The sequence below is a fragment of the Pseudomonas sp. JUb42 genome (assembly GCF_024807945.1).
Classification (GTDB): Bacteria; Pseudomonadota; Gammaproteobacteria; order Pseudomonadales; family Pseudomonadaceae; genus Aquipseudomonas.
In genome coordinates this window covers 85,502-102,492 of sequence record NZ_JANUFD010000007.1, presented here as the reverse complement: position 1 = coordinate 102,492, position 16,991 = coordinate 85,502, and the positions used below count along the sequence as shown (strand labels likewise).

Genomic DNA, 16,991 nt, shown 5'->3' with positions numbered 1-16,991 from the left:
CGCTGAGTCCGACGACTCACTGCGGAACAGGACAACTCTTGGCGGCAGCCTGCAGTGATCTTGCATGATCCATATAGGTTTCGGGGTCGTAGGGCTCGGCGCTTATATCGAATCTCGGTCCGTTTCCACTATCAAGCCAATACCAAACTTTCAATGCCCATGGCCGACCATCATGCCTGGCGAACAAATCAAATATATGTAAATTTAGATTGCTATTCTCACTCAGGCGGGAGTAGCGATAATGTAGCTTTTTGTACCACCCCTCAATTCCTGTTATTGATCTGATCGCTTCCTTGGCCTGTTTTCTATCGACATCGCCAAGATAGTACATATCATCAATAAATAGTCTGCCGTACTCTTGAAGCTCCGCTATAGGAGCTGCCAGTGGCTGACGGCTGATCAGGCGAGAGTTGCTGCAGTCGAACACCCACTTACCCGACCTCACAAAATCGTCGGCGTAAACGACTACACCATTGCCAAGACCCCGCTTATATACACTTGTCATCATCTTTAATCCGTAGTGAGCCGCGACCAGCAGTAACGGCGAGAACATGATTATTGCAACCCATAAACTCTTACTTCGGTAGAAACTCAAGGTGACCTCCCGGCGCACCGACGGGTGTATCGCCTGAAATCACAGGCTTGATCGCACCTGCTGACTGATAGGTGAATTTTTTGCTTTCATCGTACTTCTCACGCTCGATTTCCAACTCCTTCCACTGCTTACACCACGCCTCGTGTGGCACCGCACTACCATTAGCCTGACACGACTTACTCCGCTGCCGATCTCTAAACGACCCCCAGGTATTTTTGTAATCCGAGCGCCGAACAAACGCCCGCACCTTGATCCGCAAATGATCAGCCAGCAACTGCGCCAGGCTTTCATTGGTCTGCGGGAAAAACTGAATGCCATCTTCGACAGGATATTCGGAGCGGTTGCCCATGCCGGTGCGACAGGCATAGCTGTCCAGCCGTGCCGCACCGGAGAAAGCCGAGGGCGAGATTTCTCTGTAATTCAGTACATTAAGGGCCAGCCGGTAGCCCCCGGCCAGTTCATAACCGAAGGCAATCTGATGCGGTATGCCATGGCTGAACAAGCACAGGTGCTCGATGGGCGATCGTTCGCGGTTTTTGCCCTGGTTCAGGTAGTCGATCAACTCCTCTGCGGTGGTGACCTCGACAAACCCGGCGCCGTAGTTTTCGGCAGAGGCGCGTGCTGCGCTGAGCATGGCGTCATTGTAGGCCGGGGTGAACACTACCAACGTGCGGCTGAGGTCGGGTTTGCTGCGCTTGAATTCAGCCAGTTCGCGCACGGCCTGGGCGATGAACATCATCTTATTGCCCGAACCGCTGTCATGCTGGCTGCCGGCGACCGCGATCAGCTCGGGGGTCAGCGAAGCCCTTGTCGGGATGGATGAGCTGCCCGAGGAAGTGGCAGAAGTAGCGCTTTTCGACTCAGGCGACAGGCCAGCGACCTGCGGATTTGATTCAGCCCGGGTATCCGGCTGACTCACCGGTTGAGCAGCGGCTCGACTAGCTTGCAGCGGCGCGCTGACTTCCCTGCTGTAGGTGGCGGTCAGTATTGTGGGGATTATTTGCGCCCGGCAGGGGCAGCCGCTAAAGCTGTCCAACGTACCCGCCACTTTTATGCCCATATTGGTAAAGGTCGGATCGCCACCACAGATCTTATAGACCTTGCCGTCCTTGCCGCAGCTGACCCTGTGACCTTCAAGTGCATGACTCAGCCCATCCCAGGAGATGGTCGGGTCGCCGTCCAGAACCTGGCCACCGCACGTGGTTTTGTCGCCTTGATTGATGTAATACCCCATGAGCATCATCGACTCAGCCCTCGACATCAGGCAGAAAATCTTCCGCCATCGGGACGCCTTCGCGTACCACCAGCAGAGCCCCGCCATAGGGTGTGTTGATGATTTCGTCGCCATTGCTGAGGCGGCTGCCGACCACGGCGATATTGCGATTGCCTCGGCCCGCACCGGTCACGATTTGCGCCGCCAATCCATCACCATAGATAACGTAATCGCCGACCTGCGCGGCACGCACCCGCTGACCATTATCCAAAATGGCTTCCATTGCTGATGTCGCCTGCTGGATCACCCCGCCATTACGAGTCTGACTTCCCTCAGTCGCCATTCGGTAGACAGCAATTGCCGGATGAGCCTCGTAGTAAGCCTGTCGCTGACGAACAAGCTCCATGGACTCTTCACTGAACCCAGCCAATTGCTGCTCTGTAAAAGGCGAGCGGCCCAGCGTGCGAAGATACTCTGGGGTGACTTCGTTGGTGTAAACGGGGTGCAAGGGTGCTGTCATTTCCATCATCCTGATTCTTTGGTTGAGCGCGGTCTTCGTGATGCAGGAACCGAAAACCGGTATCCGTCACGGCAAGGTGAAGGACGCTAAACGAAAGCAACGGATGGCTCTGTAGGGGGATTCTCAAAAGGCCTAGGGAAGTGTCTCGAAAATGAGGAGCTGTTGCGCTACGTAGATCTGGCCCACCGCGTTAAGCCTCTCGCCATCAAGTTGGCTCCTACCACCAGCGCTCACCCGCTTGACTGACTGTTGTTATCTGAAAGGGAATGAGATCTCGTAGGCGCCATGAGGGTGGTTTTTTGGTACGGTATCAGGCCTACAGCCCATATTTGAACGTCAGACTGACTCCCCAACACACCACCACGGCACCTCATTCGTCGTCGAGTTGAGTCACATCACTCTGCTTCATCTGATCCATGACAAAGCTTCACCGCACATTGCGTTATCATGCGCAGCCTGTAACACCGCCGCATCACACTGACTGGCTGACGAGACGCTGAACCGCCACATGACTTCCCTGGCCGCCAACGATCTGCCCCCCGAACTCGCTGATGCGCGCAGGCGCACGCCTGACCGGCTGGGCTATACCCTGCTGATCGCGGCAATGATTCATTTGGTCATCATCCTTGGCGTGGGTTTCACCTACGTCAAACCGGAGCAGATCACCCAGACCCTGGAAATCACCCTCGCCACCTTCAAAAGCGAGAACAAGCCCGCCGCTGCGGATTTTCTCGCCCAGGACAATCAGGAAGGCAGCGGCACCCTGGACAAGGCCGAAATCCTCAAGACCACGGAAGTCGCGCCCTACCAGGACACCCAGATCAATAAAGTGACGCCACCGCCCACTTCCAAGGCCGTGGAAAAGCAGGAAGCCTCCAAGACCGCCGTCACCACCAGCGCCCGCTCGCCGCAGAAAGCCGTGGCCAAGCGTGACGAGGTCAAGCCCGAGCCCAGCGCCAAGGAAGCCCCGGCCAGCGACAACACGCAGATGAGCGCGGAAATCGCCAGCCTCGAGGCCGAACTGTCCGCCGAGCAGCAGCTCTACGCCAAACGCCCGAAGATCCACCGCCTCAACGCCGCCTCGACCATGCGCGACAAGGGCGCCTGGTACAAGGACGACTGGCGCAAGAAAGTCGAGCGGGTCGGCAACCTGAATTACCCGGACGAAGCCCGCCGCAAGCAGATCTACGGCAACCTGCGCCTGCTGGTGTCGATCAATCACGACGGCTCGCTGTATGAGGTGCTGGTCCTGCAATCTTCCGGGCAACCGCTGCTGGATCAGGCCGCGCAACGCATCGTGCGCCTGGCCGCGCCGTTTGCGCCGTTTACCGGCGATCTGGCGGATATCGACCGGCTGGAAATCATCCGCACCTGGAAATTCTCCAAAGGCGACAAGCTCTCCAGTAATTAAATGACGTGAAAAGTTGTCAGCCTTCTTTACCGGCGCCACACTAAGACTCATGAAAAACGTCTCCCCAAGCTATTTCAAGCATCAGTTCCTGATCGCCATGCCCCACATGCACGACCAGAACTTCGCCCAGACCTTGACCTACATCGTCGAGCACAACGCCAATGGCGCCATGGGTTTGGTCATCAACCGCCCGCAAAGCCTGTCGCTGGCCGATATCCTCGAGCAGTTGCGACCGGAAATGGAGCCACCCGTGCGTTGCCAGCACATTCCGATCCATACCGGCGGCCCGGTGCAGACCGATCGTGGTTTTGTCCTGCACCCCAGCGGCCAGATCTTCCAGGCCACGGTGGAATTGGGCGGCATCTCCCTGTCGACTTCACAGGACGTGCTGTTTTCCATCGCCGACGGCTACGGCCCTGATCAAAATGTGATCACCCTCGGCTATGCCGGCTGGGATGCCGGGCAATTGGAGGCGGAAATGGCTGCCAATGCCTGGCTCAATTGCCCGTTCGACCCGGCAATCCTGTTCGACGTGGACAGCGACCAGCGCCTCAACGCCGCCGCTGCACGCCTGGGCGTGAATCTCAGCCTGTTGACCAGTCAGGCGGGCCACGCCTGATGGCCGGATTGCGCCTGTTATTGGGATTCGACTACGGCACCAAACAGATCGGCGTAGCGGTCGGCCAGGTCATTACCGGCCAGGCCCGGGAACTGTGCACGCTCAAGGCGCAGCAGGGCGTGCCGGACTGGAGCCAGATCGAAGCGCTGATCAAAGAGTGGAAGCCCGACGCCATCGTCGTCGGCCTGCCGCTGAATATGGACGGCACTCCCAGCGAAATGAGTGAGCGCGCGGAAAAGTTCTCGCGCCGTCTCAATGGCCGCTTCAACCTGCCCGTGTACACCCATGATGAACGCCTGACCACCTTCGAGGCCAAGGGCGAACGCCTGGCCAGGGGCGGCCAGCGCGGCAGTTATCGCGACAACCCGGTGGACGCCATCGCCGCCGCACTGCTGCTGCAGGGCTGGCTGGAAGCCAATACCGACCTGTTCGGTGACTGAAGCATCGCTTTGCTATACCCGGATTCCCGTTTCAGCCCGGGCGACGTCAAACGCCGCCCGGCCCTTCAAGGAGCAACCATGAGCCTGCCCAACCCCGCCGGACTGATCAGCCAGATGGCGACCGACCTTACCGCCCTCCTGGGCAAGCGCGGCATCAGCGAACCTCGCTTCATCGGCATTCGTACCGGTGGCGTGTGGGTCGCGCAGGCGCTGCTGCAAGCGCTGGGCAGCCAGTCGCCACTGGGCACCCTGGATGTTTCCTTCTACCGCGATGACTTCAGCCAGAACGGCCTGCACCCTCAAGTGCGCCCGTCCGAGCTGCCGTTCGAAATCGAAGGCCAGCACCTGGTGCTGATCGACGACGTGCTGATGAGCGGCCGCACCATCCGCGCCGCCCTCAACGAGCTGTTCGACTATGGCCGCCCGGCCAGCGTGACCCTGGTCTGCCTGCTGGACCTGGACGCCGGCGAACTGCCGATCAGCCCGGATGTAGTCGGCGCCACCCTGGCCCTGGCGCCGAACGAGCGGGTCAAACTGACCGGCCCTACGCCCCTGGCCCTGGAACTGCAAGACCTTTCAACCGCCTCCGCCGCCCTTTAAGAGTCCTTTGCGATGACGCCTCTCGACGCCAAGCGCCCGCTGCAACTCAACCATCAAGGTCAGCTGCGCCATTTCCTCTCTCTCGACGGCCTGCCCCGAGAGTTGCTGACCGAAATCCTCGACACCGCTGATTCCTTCCTGGAAGTCGGCGCCCGGGCGGTGAAAAAGGTCCCGCTGCTGCGTGGCAGGACCGTGTGCAATGTGTTCTTCGAGAACTCCACGCGCACCCGCACCACCTTTGAACTGGCGGCCCAGCGCCTGTCGGCCGACGTCATTACCCTCAACGTGTCGACCTCCTCGACCAGTAAGGGCGAGACCCTGTTCGACACCCTGCGCAACCTGGAAGCCATGGCTGCCGACATGTTCGTCGTACGCCACAGCGACTCCGGCGCGGCGCACTTCATTGCCGAGCACGTCAGCCCGGAGGTCGCCATCATCAACGGCGGCGACGGCCGCCACGCGCACCCGACCCAGGGCATGCTCGACATGCTGACCATCCGCCGCCACAAGGGCAGCTTCGAGAACCTCTCGGTGGCCATCGTCGGCGACATCCTGCACTCGCGGGTCGCGCGCTCCAACATGATCGCCCTCAAGGCCCTGGGTTGCCCGGACATCCGCGTCATCGGGCCAAAAACCCTGCTGCCGGTGGGCGTCGAGCAGTATGGCGTGAAGGTCTACACCGACCTCAAGGAAGGCCTCAAGGACGTTGACGTGGTGATCATGCTGCGCCTGCAACGCGAACGCATGCAGGGCGGCCTGTTGCCGAGCGAGGGCGAGTTCTACCGTCTGTTCGGCCTGACCACCGCCCGCCTGGCTGGCGCCAAGCCCGACGCTATCGTCATGCACCCGGGCCCGATCAACCGTGGCGTAGAGATCGAGTCGGCGGTGGCCGATGGCGCCCAGTCGGTGATTCTCAATCAGGTGACCTACGGCATTGCCGTGCGCATGGCCGTACTGTCCATGGCAATGAGCGGCCAGACCGCACAACGACAATTCGAACAGGAGAACGCCCAGTGAAGCTCAGCATCCTCGGCGCTCGCGTCATCGATCCGGCCAGCGGCCTGGACACAGTTACCGATCTACATCTGGAGGCGGGCAAGATCCTCGCCATTGGCGCCGCTCCAGCCGATTTCACTCCGGTAGACACCATCGACGCCACCGGCCTGATCGCCGCTCCCGGCCTGGTCGACCTTAACGTCGCCCTGCGCGAGCCGGGCTACAGCCGCAAAGGCAGCATCGCCAGCGAAACCCGCGCCGCCGCAGCCGGTGGCGTGACCAGCCTGTGCTGCCCGCCCCGGACCAAGCCGGTACTGGACACCTCGGCCGTCGCAGAACTGATCCTCGACCGCGCCCGGGAAGCCGGGCACAGCAAAGTGTTCCCGATTGGCGCCCTGAGCAAGGGCCTGGACGGCGAGCAACTGGCCGAGCTGGTTGCCTTGCGCGATGCCGGTTGCGTGGCCTTCAGCAATGGCCTGAAGACCTTCCACAACACCCGCACCCTGTGTCGGGCACTGGAATATGCGGCGACCTTTGACCTGACGGTGATCTTCAACTCTCAAGACCACGATCTGGCCGAAGGCGGCCTGGCCCATGAAGGCCCGACCGCTGCTTTCCTTGGCCTCGCCGGTATTCCGGAAACCGCCGAAACCGTAGCGCTGGCCCGCGACCTGTTGCTGGTCGAGCAGAGCGGCGTGCGCGCCCACTTCAGCCAACTGACCAGCGCCCGCGGCGCCGCGATGATCGCCGAAGCCCAGGCGCGCGGCCTGCCAGTGACCGCCGATGTCGCGCTGTACCAGTTGATCCTCACTGACGAGGCGCTGATCGACTTCTCCAGCCTCTATCACGTGCAGCCGCCGCTACGCACCCGCGCCGACCGCGACGGCCTGCGTGCCGCCGTCAAGTCCGGGGTGATCCAGGCGATTTCCAGCCACCACCAGCCCCACGAACGCGACGCCAAGCTGGCACCGTTCGCCGCGACCGAGCCGGGCATCAGCAGTGTCGAACTGCTGCTGCCGTTGGCCATGACCTTGGTAGAGGATGGTTTGCTCGACCTGCCCACCCTGCTTGCCCGCCTGAGCAGCGGCCCGGCCGCGGCGCTGCGTCTGCCGGCCGGTAAGCTTAATGCCGGTGCGGCGGCGGATATCGTGCTGTTCGATCCGGCGGCATCGACCGTGGCTGGCGAGACATGGCTGTCGCGTGGCGAGAACTGCCCGTTCATCGGCCACTGCCTGCCCGGCGCGGTGCGCTATACATTGGTGGATGGGCGGATCAGCCATAGCGCCTGAGGGCTGCACCACACCTTGTGGGTACGAAATCTGCGGGGACGATGTGGGAACGACGCAGGAGCGAATGTGGGAGTGAGTTCAGTGGGAGCGAATTCATTCGCGAAGAGGCCGGTACATTCAACGCATTTGCGGCGATTGAAATACCGCTTTCGCGAATGAATTCGCTCCCACCATTCGCCCCACTGAATTCGCTCTCACAGCATTCAATCCTTGGGGATTTTGCAATCAGCCCCTCTGCGCATTCCTGATGGATATCTGGTCATTCAGCGTCCAGAAGTCATACAGCACGCCAAACCCGCCCAGGCCCAGTGTCAACAGGTAGATGATCCCGCTGATCCATTTGCCCTGGTACATGCGGTGCACTCCGAAGACCCCGAGGAACGTCAGCAACAGCCAGCCGACGCTGTAATCCAGCGCGCCGCTGTTGAAGCGCATGTCGGCCTCACGGTCCATGCCGGGGATCAGGAACAGGTCGATAAACCAGCCGATGCCGAACAGCCCGAGGGTGAAAAACCAGATAGTGCCGGTGACCGGCTTGCCGAAATAAAAGCGATGGGCGCCGGTGAAACCGAGAATCCACAATAGATAGCCAAGCACCATGCTATGGGTGTTTTGCGGGGGGGCATCTTGACGATAGCCGTTCATAACGAGCCTCTTTGACAGTCATAGAAAAAATGTGCGTAAATTTTGTGACTTTGGTGACTTTGTCCGACGTATGGCACTGACCACCCGGACAGCCCTCAAACCCTTGTGGGTAAAGGGATTGCGTAACAATTTGAGACAGTCTGTCGCAGAATCCGAAAGGATGCGACTGTAAAACTATTGATTTGAGGGGTAAGACATTCACCAAAAGCTGTTATAAAGTTGCGCGCTGACCAAAAAGAGCCCTGCCGAATGCGTCCATTTTTCAAGACATGGCTAACCATCTGCCTATTTATGCCACTGGCCGCCCATGCCACCAATCGTGAGCAACAGCTTCCTGCGAGCTTTAACGGTCACACTGCGAAAAGTCATTCTTCGCCTGTCACCGCTTCCAACACCGAGACTGAACCAACGCCTGTAACCGCCGCGCCAAAACATCGGGGCAGCAAAGTTGTCGAGCACGACACCCAGGCTGAAGCCAAGGAACCGGCAAAGAAGACTGAAACCGCCGCAGCAGCCCACCAGGATTCGAAAAAGCCGAACTCCAAGGTCGCTACCAAAGAGTCGAAGAAAGCCGCCACAGCCGCTGCCAAGGACTCCAAAAAGGGCACCACTACCGTGGTTGCTGACAAGGGTTCGAAAAAAGGCACCGCCAAGGTCGCCAGCAAGGATTCGAAGAAGGCTGCAGCCGCCACCGTTGCCGCCCATAAAGACTCGAAGAAAGGCAAACCTGCCGCACCGACCGACACTGTTGTCAGCCGGGCCATGGATGCCGTCGGTACGCCCTATCGCTGGGGCGGCACCAATCCGAAGAAAGGCCTGGATTGCAGCGGTCTGGTCAAATACGCCTTCACCGGCGTCAAGGGTGCCAACCTGCCACGTACTTCCAATGCCATGGCCGCCGGCCACGGGCAGAAAGTCGATCGCAAGGATCTGAAGCCGGGTGACCTGCTGTTCTTCAACATCGAAAGCCGCAAGGTTGATCACGTTGCCATTTACCTGGGCAACGATCGCTTCGTCCACGCCCCGAGTCGTGGCAAGTCGGTGACCGTCGATACCCTGAAGAAACCGTACTGGGACAGCCACTACGTGGTCGCCAAGCGCGTGACGCCACCGGTGCCGAACGGCCCGAAGAGCACGATGCGCGTGGTTCAGCGTTAAGTGATCGATGCGTCGGGTATAACCCCGACGCATATCCCGCAATAGCCAAAACCCCGATCAGAAATTGTCGGGGTTTTTTGCATGTTCACGCGCCACATCCCGCGTAATCACGCCCTGCACCACCAGATCCTTGAGGCACATGTCCAGGGTCTGCATGCCCAGCGAACCCCCGGTCTGAATCGCCGAATACATCTGCGCCACCTTGTCTTCCCGGATCAGGTTACGAATCGCCGCCGTCCCCATCATGATCTCGTGAGCGGCAACGCGACCGCCGCCGACCTTCTTCAAGAGGGTTTGGGAGATCACCGCGTGCAGGGACTCGGAGAGCATGGAACGAATCATCGACTTCTCCTGGGCCGGGAACACGTCCACCACCCGGTCGATGGTCTTGGCCGCCGACGTGGTGTGCAGGGTGCCGAAGACTAGGTGACCGGTTTCCGCCGCCGTCAGGGCCAGGCGGATGGTCTCCAGGTCGCGCAGCTCACCGACCAGGATCACGTCCGGGTCTTCGCGCAGTGCCGAACGCAGCGCTTCGGAGAAACCCAAAGTGTCACGGTGCACTTCACGCTGGTTGACCAGGCACTTCTTCGACTCGTGGACGAATTCGATGGGGTCTTCGATGGTCAGGATATGGTGATGGCGATTGCAGTTGAGGAAGTCGATCATGGCCGCAAGGGTCGTCGACTTGCCCGAACCGGTCGGGCCGGTCACCAGAACCAGGCCGCGGGGCACGTCGGTAATCTTGCGAAACACTTCTCCCATGCCCAGCTCGTCCATGCTCAGAATCTTCGAGGGAATGGTCCGGAATACGGCGCCCGCGCCACGGTTCTGGTTGAAGGCGTTGACCCGGAAGCGCGCCACGCTCGGCACTTCGAAGGAAAAGTCTGTTTCCAGGAACTCCTCGAAGTCCTTGCGCTGCTTGTCGTTCATGATGTCGTAGATCAGCGCCTGGACCTGCTTGGCGTCCAGTGGTGGCAGGTTGATTCTGCGCACATCGCCATCGACCCGGATCATGGGCGGCAAGCCGGCCGAGAGGTGCAAGTCCGACGCGCCTTGCTTGGCACTGAAGGCCAGCAGCTCGGTAATATCCATACAGCTCCTCAATCACATAGAATGCCGCAGACTTTAGCCCTGCTGGCGCAAATCAATGTCCACGATAGCAGCGAACATTTCAACGCTCGGCGCACGAATTCACGCTGCCGCCACGAAGGCGCAACGCGATCCTGCCGCCATCGGCCTGCTGGCCGTGAGCAAAACCAAGCCCGCCGAGGCCCTGCGCGAAGCTTATGCCGCGGGCCTGCGGGATTTTGGCGAGAACTATCTGCAAGAAGCCCTGGGCAAGCAAGCTGAATTAAGTGACCTGCCCTTGTGCTGGCATTTCATCGGCCCCATTCAGTCGAACAAGACTCGCGCCATCGCCGAGAACTTCGCCTGGGTACATTCCGTGGATCGCCTGAAAATCGCCCAACGCTTGTCCGAGCAGCGTCCCGCCGAGCTGCCGCCTCTGAATATCTGCATTCAGGTCAATGTCAGCGGCGAAGCCAGCAAGTCCGGCTGCGCCCCGCAAGACCTGCCTGCCCTGGCCAATGCCATCAACGCCCTGCCCAATCTCAAATTGCGCGGCCTGATGGCGATTCCCGAACCGACCGAAGACCGCGCCGCCCAGAGCGCGGCTTTTGCCACCGTACGCAACCTGCTGGACAGCTTGAATCTGCCGTTGGACACCCTTTCCATGGGCATGAGCCACGACCTGGAAGCCGCCATCGAACAAGGCGCTACCTGGGTGCGTATCGGCACAGCCTTGTTTGGCGCCCGCGACTACGGCCAGCCATGACCTTTGAGCCAAGGAACCCTTTATGAGCACTACGCGTATCGCCTTTATCGGCGCCGGAAACATGGCTGCCAGTCTGATCGGCGGGTTGCGCGCCGAGGGCGTCGAGGCGGCCGCCATCCGCGCCAGCGCCTTGAGCGTCGAAACCCGTGAGCGCATCAGCCTCGCCCATGGCATTGCCACCTTCGCCAGTAACGCCGAAGCCATCGACGGCGCCGACGTGGTGGTACTGGCGGTCAAGCCGCAGAAGATGAAAGACGTCTGCCTGGCCTTGGCCCCGTCGCTGAAACCGAATCAGCTGATCGTATCCATTGCCGCCGGGATCACCTGCGCCAGCATGAAAACCTGGCTCGGTGAGCAGCAACCCCTGGTGCGCTGCATGCCCAACACGCCCTCGCTGCTGCGTCAGGGCGTAAGCGGCCTGTATGCGACGGCGGGCGTCACAGCGACCCAACGCGAGCAGGCTGAAACCCTGCTGTCGGCTGTAGGCATCGCCCTGTGGCTGGACGAGGAAAAACAACTGGATGCCGTAACTGCTGTCTCCGGCAGCGGCCCGGCCTACTTCTTCCTGCTGATTGAAGCCATGACCGCGACCGCCGTGAAACTGGGCCTGCCGCCGGAAGTCGCGAAAAAATTCACGCTGCAAACCGCTTTGGGCGCGGCGCTGATGGCCACCGGCAGTGATGTCGATGCGGCCGAGCTGCGCCGTCGTGTCACGTCACCGGCCGGCACCACGGAAGCTGCGATCAAGGCATTCCAGGCCGGCGGCTTCGAAGCCCTGGTCGATACCGCGCTGGCTGCTGCCGCGCACCGCTCGGCGGAACTCGCCGAGCAACTGGGTAAATAATTTCTTAGGCCATAGAGGAGCAGACCGATGATCGGGCTGAACACCGCTGCAATTTACGTCCTGCAAACCCTGGGCAGTCTGTATCTGCTGATCGTGCTGTTGCGCTTCGTGCTGCAATTGGTGCGCGCCGACTTCTACAACCCCCTGAGCCAGTTCGCCGTACGCGCCACCCAACCGCTGCTCAAGCCGCTGCGCCGGATCATCCCGAGCCTGTTCGGCCTGGACATGTCCTCGCTGGTGCTGGCAATCATCGTGCAACTGATCCTGATGGCCCTGACCCTGCTGCTGGCGTACCACACCACCGGTGCCCCGCTGCAACTGCTGGTCTGGTCGATCATTGGCGTGACCGCGCTGTTCTTCAAAATCTTCTTCTTCGCCCTGATCATCAGCGTGATCCTGTCCTGGGTCGCCCCGGGCAGCCACAACCCCGGCGCCGAACTGGTCAACCAGATCTGCGAACCGGCCCTGGCGCCGTTCCGCCGCATCCTGCCCAGCATGGGCGGCCTGGATATCTCACCGATCCTGGCGTTCATGGTGCTCAAGCTGTTGGATATGCTGGTCATCAACAACCTGGCGGCCATGACCGGTATGCCGGATGTGTTGCGTTTGTTGATCTGACAAACAGCCTGTAGGAGCGAGGCTTGCCCGCGAAGACATCGGTACATCCGACACATCTTCCGGGCATGGAAAGACGCCTTCGCGGGCAAGCCTCGCTCCCACAGGATTGTGTTTCCCTGGTGCGCCTCAGCCCTCCCGCTATTCCTTGGTTGCCCCTCCCCCCCGCGGTCTTTAGACTTACGCCTCATTTAAGCGAGAGCAGGGTCGATGTCCACGGTCTTTCCCAAAGATTCTGTCGGTCTAGTCACACCGCAACTGGCGCACTTCAGCGAACCCCTGGCCCTGGCCTGCGGGCGCTCATTGCCAGCCTACGATCTGATCTATGAAACCTACGGCCAGCTCAACGCCGAGCGCAGCAATGCCGTGCTCGTCTGCCACGCCTTGTCCGGGCATCACCATGCCGCTGGTTTCCACAGTGCCGACGAGCGCAAGCGCGGTTGGTGGGACAGCTGCATCGGCCCCGGCAAGCCGCTGGATACCAACCGTTTCTTTGTCGTCAGCCTGAACAATCTCGGCGGCTGCAACGGCTCCACTGGCCCGAGCAGCGTCGACCCGGAGACCGGCAAGCCTTTCGGCGCCAACTTCCCGGTGCTGACCGTGGAAGACTGGGTGCACAGCCAGGCGCGTCTGGCCGACTACCTGGGCATCGGTCAATGGGCCGCCGTGGTGGGCGGCAGCCTGGGCGGCATGCAGGCCCTGCAATGGACCATCACGTATCCGGATCGCGTACGTCATTGTCTGGCTATCGCCTCGGCACCCAAGTTGTCGGCGCAGAACATCGCCTTCAACGAAGTGGCGCGCCAGGCGATCCTGTCCGACCCGGAATTCCACGGCGGCGACTTCCAGGCCTTCGGCGTGATTCCCAAGCGCGGGCTGATGCTGGCGCGAATGGTCGGGCATATCACTTATCTGTCCGATGACTCCATGGGCGAGAAATTCGGCCGTGGCCTCAAGAGCGAAAAGCTTAACTACGACTTCCACAGCGTCGAGTTCCAGGTCGAAAGCTACCTGCGCTATCAGGGTGAGGAATTCTCCGGACGCTTCGACGCCAACACCTACCTGTTGATGACCAAGGCACTGGACTACTTCGACCCGGCCGCCGCGTTCAACGACAACCTGGCCGCGACCTTCGCCAACGCCACCGCCAACTTCTGCGTGATGTCGTTCACCACCGACTGGCGTTTCTCCCCGGCGCGCTCGCGCGAGCTGGTGGATGCGTTGATGGCGGCGAAGAAGAACGTCTGCTACCTGGAAATCGACGCGCCCCAGGGCCACGACGCCTTCCTGATCCCGATCCCGCGCTACTTGCAGGCGTTCTCCAGCTACATGAACCGAATTGCACTCTGAGGACACCATGAGAGCCGACCTGGAAATCATCCAAGACTGGATCCCTGCCGGCAGCCGGGTACTCGACCTCGGCTGCGGCGACGGCGAACTGCTGGCCTGGCTGCGCGACCACAAGCAAGTCACCGGCTACGGCCTGGAAAACGACGCCGACAACATTGCCCGCTGCGTGGCCAAGGGCGTCAATGTCATTGAGCAGGACTTGGACAAGGGCCTGGGCAACTTTGCCAGCAACAGTTTCGACGTCGTGGTCATGACCCAGGCGCTGCAAGCCGTGCACTATCCGGACAAGATCCTCGACGAAATGCTGCGGGTCGGGCGCCAGTGCATCATCACGTTCCCCAACTTCGGTCACTGGCGCTGCCGCTGGTACCTGGCGAGCAAGGGCCGCATGCCGGTGTCCGAGTTCCTGCCGTACACCTGGTACAACACACCGAACATCCACTTCTGCACTTTCGGCGACTTCGAAGAACTGTGCCGCGAACGCGATGCACGGGTCATTGATCGGCTGGCCGTGGATCAACAGCATCGTCATGGCTGGGCCAGTAAACTGTGGCCTAATCTGTTGGGTGAGATCGGCATCTATCGGGTCAGCAGCCCCGGCCTGCAAGACCATAAGATCGCCATCTGAAACACCTGATACCTCATCTTTACGATCAGGCTGGAGCCGCCTTCCAGCCTCGACCAGGACATCGACACACGACATGACCAACCTCACTCAGCTCGTCCTGGCCAGCCATAACGCTGGCAAGCTCAAGGAACTCCAGGCCATGCTCGGCGCCAGCGTGCAACTGCGCTCAATCGGCGAATTCAGCCAGGTCGAGCCCGAAGAGACCGGCCTGTCGTTCGTCGAGAACGCCATTCTCAAGGCCCGCAATGCCGCGCGCATCTCCGGCCTGCCAGCTTTGGCCGACGACTCCGGCCTGGCCGTGGACTTCCTCGGCGGCGCGCCGGGCATCTATTCGGCCCGTTATGCCGACGGCAAGGGCGATGCGGCCAATAACGCCAAGTTGCTGGAGGCCCTCAAGGACGTGCCGCAAGAGCAGCGTGGCGCCCAGTTCGTCTGCGTCCTGGCCCTGGTCCGGCATGCCGATGACCCATTGCCGATCCTCTGCGAAGGCCTGTGGCACGGCAGTATCCTCACCGCCGCCAGCGGCGAGCACGGTTTCGGCTACGACCCGCTGTTCTGGGTGCCGGAGCGTGACTGCTCCAGCGCCGAACTCGGCCCGGCAGAGAAGAACCAGATCAGCCACCGCGCCCGTGCCATGGCGATCCTGCGCCAGCGTCTGAGCCTGTAATGACCGACACCCAACCGCTGTTTGCCGGCGCTGACGGCTTTTCCTCCCAGGCGCCGCGCCAGCCGCTGCCACTTTTGCCGCCGCTGTCGCTGTATATCCACATCCCGTGGTGCGTGCGCAAATGCCCGTACTGCGACTTCAACTCCCATGCCGCCAGCCCCGTACTGCCGGAAGAAGAGTACGTTGACGCGCTGCTGGCCGACCTCGATCTCGACCTGCCCCACGTCTACGGCCGCGAGCTGCAATCGATCTTCTTTGGTGGCGGCACGCCGAGCCTGTTCAGCGCCCAGGCATTGGGTCGCCTGCTCAAGGGCGTGGAGCAGCGCATCCGTTTCGCCCACGACATCGAAATCACCCTGGAAGCCAACCCAGGGACCTTCGAGCAAGAGAAATTCCGCGCCTATCGCGGGCTGGGCATCAATCGCCTGTCCATCGGTATCCAGAGTTTCCAGGAAGCCAAGCTCAAGGCCCTGGGACGCATTCATAACGGCGACGAAGCGATCCGCGCCGCCGACATGGCGCGCCAGGCCGGCTTCGATAACTTCAACCTCGACCTGATGCACGGCCTGCCCGATCAGTCCGAAGACGATGCCCTCGGTGATCTGCGCCAAGCCATCGCCCTGGCGCCGACGCACCTGTCCTGGTATCAGCTGACGCTGGAGCCGAACACGGTGTTCTGGAACCAGCCGCCGACCCTGCCCGAAGACGACATTCTCTGGGACATTCAGGAAGCCGGTCAGCAACTGTTGGCCGATAACGGCTACGCCCAATATGAAGTCTCGGCCTACGCCCAATCTGGCAGGCCCGCGCGGCATAACCTCAATTACTGGAGCTTCGGTGATTTCATCGGCATCGGCGCCGGGGCCCATGGCAAGCTCAGCCATCCCGATGGCCGAATCCTGCGCACCTGGAAGACCCGCCTGCCCAAGGATTACCTGAACCCGGCCAAGGCGTTTCAGGCCGGCGAGAAGCTGCTGCCCCTTGAGGAATTGCCGTTCGAATTCCTGATGAACGCTTTACGTCTTACAAATGGTGTCGAGGCTGCATTATTTCGCGAACGCACGGGTCTAAGCCTCGATTCGCTGGCCCAGGCCCGCCGCCAGGCTGAGCAGCGCGGCCTGTTGCAGGCCGATCCGAGCCGTCTGGTGGCTACGCCCCAGGGTCAGCTGTTCCTCAATGACTTGTTGCAATACTTTCTGATCTAAGGACCCTGCATGGATCACATACTCGAGTTCCTCGCCTCCATCTCGCGCTGGAGCCGCAGTAACCTCTCGGAAATCGCCCTGGCCCTGGTAGGGTGCCTGCTGGTGTTGTTCGGCGCAGACTTCAAGGGTTGGGTCGAACAACGCATCAGCGGCCTGGCAGGCGCCTTGCGCGTGCCCTTCATGGCCTTGCTGTGTACCATCGGCAGCGGCCTGGCGCTGATCTACGCCACGCCCTGGATCGTGCGCGGGCTGGGCCAGTTCAATAACTACAGCCTGGCGCCGGTGTTGGTGGTGGTGTTGATATTGATCGGGGTTGTGGCGGACAGGAAATAAAACCAATTGTGGGAGCGGATTCATCCGCG

At 60.9% G+C, this 16,991-nt stretch carries 20 protein-coding genes; 15 read left to right on the top strand and 5 right to left on the bottom strand.

Features of this window, described 5'->3' with window-relative positions; translation table 11 throughout:
* Positions 1-16: 16 nt before the first annotated feature.
* Genes M2401_RS15340 through M2401_RS15330 form a run of 3 tightly spaced genes read right to left on the bottom strand, consistent with a single transcriptional unit; the run spans position 17 to position 2,328 of the window.
* Positions 17-595, bottom strand: a complete 579-nt coding sequence (locus M2401_RS15340; protein WP_259104117.1) for a hypothetical protein — start codon at positions 593-595, stop codon at positions 17-19.
* Positions 576-1,916, bottom strand: a complete 1,341-nt coding sequence (locus tag M2401_RS15335) for a PAAR domain-containing protein (RefSeq protein WP_259104115.1) — start codon at positions 1,914-1,916, stop codon at positions 576-578. The genes M2401_RS15340 and M2401_RS15335 overlap by 20 nt, the downstream gene beginning before the upstream one ends.
* Entirely contained in the window at positions 1,843-2,328 is a 486-nt protein-coding gene (locus M2401_RS15330; protein WP_259104114.1) for a hypothetical protein, read from the bottom strand. Before M2401_RS15330 ends, M2401_RS15335 begins: the two co-directional genes overlap by 74 nt.
* Before the next feature lie 508 nt (positions 2,329-2,836).
* On the opposite strand from M2401_RS15330, the gene M2401_RS15325 reads away from it, so the two are divergent.
* The 6 genes from M2401_RS15325 to M2401_RS15300 all read left to right on the top strand — a co-directional run bounded on the left by M2401_RS15325 (position 2,837) and on the right by M2401_RS15300 (position 7,683).
* Positions 2,837-3,739: an energy transducer TonB gene (locus tag M2401_RS15325; RefSeq protein ID WP_259104113.1), complete on the top strand. Its 903-nt coding sequence runs from the start codon at positions 2,837-2,839 to the stop codon at positions 3,737-3,739.
* A 49-nt stretch (positions 3,740-3,788) separates the two neighbouring features.
* Positions 3,789-4,358, top strand: a complete 570-nt coding sequence (locus M2401_RS15320) for a YqgE/AlgH family protein (RefSeq protein ID WP_259104111.1) — start codon at positions 3,789-3,791, stop codon at positions 4,356-4,358.
* Positions 4,358-4,798 (top strand): Holliday junction resolvase RuvX, encoded by a 441-nt coding sequence (gene ruvX, locus M2401_RS15315; protein WP_259104110.1) that lies wholly within the window; start codon positions 4,358-4,360, stop codon positions 4,796-4,798. The genes M2401_RS15320 and ruvX overlap by 1 nt, the downstream gene beginning before the upstream one ends.
* A 78-nt stretch (positions 4,799-4,876) precedes the next feature.
* Complete coding sequence (gene pyrR, locus M2401_RS15310; protein ID WP_259104109.1) at positions 4,877-5,398, top strand: bifunctional pyr operon transcriptional regulator/uracil phosphoribosyltransferase PyrR; 522 nt, start codon at positions 4,877-4,879, stop codon at positions 5,396-5,398.
* Between the two features lie 12 nt (positions 5,399-5,410).
* A complete protein-coding gene (locus M2401_RS15305) occupies positions 5,411-6,415 on the top strand; it encodes an aspartate carbamoyltransferase catalytic subunit (RefSeq protein WP_259104108.1) in 1,005 nt (334 codons plus the stop codon).
* Positions 6,412-7,683, top strand: coding sequence for a dihydroorotase (locus M2401_RS15300; protein WP_259104107.1), 1,272 nt, complete (start codon positions 6,412-6,414; stop codon positions 7,681-7,683). The genes M2401_RS15305 and M2401_RS15300 overlap by 4 nt, the downstream gene beginning before the upstream one ends.
* A 225-nt stretch (positions 7,684-7,908) precedes the next feature.
* Here M2401_RS15300 and M2401_RS15295 read toward each other — a convergent pair whose 3' ends face one another.
* On the bottom strand, positions 7,909-8,328 hold the full coding sequence (locus M2401_RS15295) for a TM2 domain-containing protein (RefSeq protein ID WP_259104106.1): 420 nt from the start codon (positions 8,326-8,328) through the stop codon (positions 7,909-7,911).
* A gap of 249 nt (positions 8,329-8,577) precedes the next feature.
* Here M2401_RS15295 and M2401_RS15290 point away from each other — a divergent pair, with 249 nt between their 5' ends.
* Entirely contained in the window at positions 8,578-9,486 is a 909-nt protein-coding gene (locus tag M2401_RS15290; protein ID WP_259104104.1) for a C40 family peptidase, read from the top strand.
* 57 nt (positions 9,487-9,543) lie between these two features.
* Here M2401_RS15290 and M2401_RS15285 read toward each other — a convergent pair whose 3' ends face one another.
* The gene (locus tag M2401_RS15285; RefSeq protein ID WP_259104103.1) at positions 9,544-10,578 is read right to left on the bottom strand and encodes a type IV pilus twitching motility protein PilT; all 1,035 of its coding nucleotides are present in this window, start codon (positions 10,576-10,578) and stop codon (positions 9,544-9,546) included.
* 55 nt (positions 10,579-10,633) lie between these two features.
* On the opposite strand from M2401_RS15285, the gene M2401_RS15280 reads away from it, so the two are divergent.
* The 8 genes from M2401_RS15280 to M2401_RS15245 all read left to right on the top strand — a co-directional run bounded on the left by M2401_RS15280 (position 10,634) and on the right by M2401_RS15245 (position 16,962).
* Complete coding sequence (locus M2401_RS15280) at positions 10,634-11,320, top strand: YggS family pyridoxal phosphate-dependent enzyme (protein WP_259104101.1); 687 nt, start codon at positions 10,634-10,636, stop codon at positions 11,318-11,320.
* A gap of 22 nt (positions 11,321-11,342) precedes the next feature.
* Positions 11,343-12,164 (top strand): pyrroline-5-carboxylate reductase, encoded by an 822-nt coding sequence (gene proC, locus M2401_RS15275; protein WP_259104100.1) that lies wholly within the window; start codon positions 11,343-11,345, stop codon positions 12,162-12,164.
* A gap of 27 nt (positions 12,165-12,191) precedes the next feature.
* Positions 12,192-12,782 carry a YggT family protein gene (locus M2401_RS15270; RefSeq protein ID WP_259104098.1) on the top strand — a complete coding sequence of 197 codons (591 nt, stop codon included), beginning with the start codon at positions 12,192-12,194 and terminating at the stop codon, positions 12,780-12,782.
* Positions 12,783-12,989: 207 nt separating this feature from the next.
* Positions 12,990-14,129 carry a homoserine O-acetyltransferase gene (locus M2401_RS15265; RefSeq protein ID WP_259104096.1) on the top strand — a complete coding sequence of 380 codons (1,140 nt, stop codon included), beginning with the start codon at positions 12,990-12,992 and terminating at the stop codon, positions 14,127-14,129.
* Positions 14,130-14,136: 7 nt separating this feature from the next.
* Positions 14,137-14,757: a methionine biosynthesis protein MetW gene (metW, locus tag M2401_RS15260; protein ID WP_259104094.1), complete on the top strand. Its 621-nt coding sequence runs from the start codon at positions 14,137-14,139 to the stop codon at positions 14,755-14,757.
* 73 nt (positions 14,758-14,830) lie between these two features.
* Positions 14,831-15,424, top strand: a complete 594-nt coding sequence (gene rdgB / locus M2401_RS15255) for an RdgB/HAM1 family non-canonical purine NTP pyrophosphatase (RefSeq protein ID WP_259104093.1) — start codon at positions 14,831-14,833, stop codon at positions 15,422-15,424.
* Positions 15,424-16,629 (top strand): radical SAM family heme chaperone HemW, encoded by a 1,206-nt coding sequence (gene hemW, locus M2401_RS15250; protein WP_259104091.1) that lies wholly within the window; start codon positions 15,424-15,426, stop codon positions 16,627-16,629. Before rdgB ends, hemW begins: the two co-directional genes overlap by 1 nt.
* 9 nt (positions 16,630-16,638) lie before the next feature.
* Positions 16,639-16,962 carry a DUF3392 domain-containing protein gene (locus M2401_RS15245; protein ID WP_259104089.1) on the top strand — a complete coding sequence of 108 codons (324 nt, stop codon included), beginning with the start codon at positions 16,639-16,641 and terminating at the stop codon, positions 16,960-16,962.
* Positions 16,963-16,991 lie beyond the last annotated feature (29 nt).

Coding starts and splice junctions, on each gene's coding strand:
- M2401_RS15335 (WP_259104115.1), bottom strand. CDS start 1,916: ATGGCGGGGCTCTGCTGGTGGTACGCGAAGGCGTCCCGATGGCGGAAG.
- M2401_RS15330 (WP_259104114.1), bottom strand. CDS start 2,328: ATGACAGCACCCTTGCACCCCGTTTACACCAACGAAGTCACCCCAGAG.
- M2401_RS15325 (WP_259104113.1), top strand. CDS start 2,837: ATGACTTCCCTGGCCGCCAACGATCTGCCCCCCGAACTCGCTGATGCG.
- M2401_RS15320 (WP_259104111.1), top strand. CDS start 3,789: ATGAAAAACGTCTCCCCAAGCTATTTCAAGCATCAGTTCCTGATCGCC.
- ruvX (WP_259104110.1), top strand. CDS start 4,358: ATGGCCGGATTGCGCCTGTTATTGGGATTCGACTACGGCACCAAACAG.
- pyrR (WP_259104109.1), top strand. CDS start 4,877: ATGAGCCTGCCCAACCCCGCCGGACTGATCAGCCAGATGGCGACCGAC.
- M2401_RS15305 (WP_259104108.1), top strand. CDS start 5,411: ATGACGCCTCTCGACGCCAAGCGCCCGCTGCAACTCAACCATCAAGGT.
- M2401_RS15295 (WP_259104106.1), bottom strand. CDS start 8,328: ATGAACGGCTATCGTCAAGATGCCCCCCCGCAAAACACCCATAGCATG.
- M2401_RS15290 (WP_259104104.1), top strand. CDS start 8,578: ATGCGTCCATTTTTCAAGACATGGCTAACCATCTGCCTATTTATGCCA.
- M2401_RS15285 (WP_259104103.1), bottom strand. CDS start 10,578: ATGGATATTACCGAGCTGCTGGCCTTCAGTGCCAAGCAAGGCGCGTCG.
- M2401_RS15280 (WP_259104101.1), top strand. CDS start 10,634: ATGTCCACGATAGCAGCGAACATTTCAACGCTCGGCGCACGAATTCAC.
- proC (WP_259104100.1), top strand. CDS start 11,343: ATGAGCACTACGCGTATCGCCTTTATCGGCGCCGGAAACATGGCTGCC.
- M2401_RS15270 (WP_259104098.1), top strand. CDS start 12,192: ATGATCGGGCTGAACACCGCTGCAATTTACGTCCTGCAAACCCTGGGC.
- M2401_RS15265 (WP_259104096.1), top strand. CDS start 12,990: ATGTCCACGGTCTTTCCCAAAGATTCTGTCGGTCTAGTCACACCGCAA.
- metW (WP_259104094.1), top strand. CDS start 14,137: ATGAGAGCCGACCTGGAAATCATCCAAGACTGGATCCCTGCCGGCAGC.
- rdgB (WP_259104093.1), top strand. CDS start 14,831: ATGACCAACCTCACTCAGCTCGTCCTGGCCAGCCATAACGCTGGCAAG.
- hemW (WP_259104091.1), top strand. CDS start 15,424: ATGACCGACACCCAACCGCTGTTTGCCGGCGCTGACGGCTTTTCCTCC.
- M2401_RS15245 (WP_259104089.1), top strand. CDS start 16,639: ATGGATCACATACTCGAGTTCCTCGCCTCCATCTCGCGCTGGAGCCGC.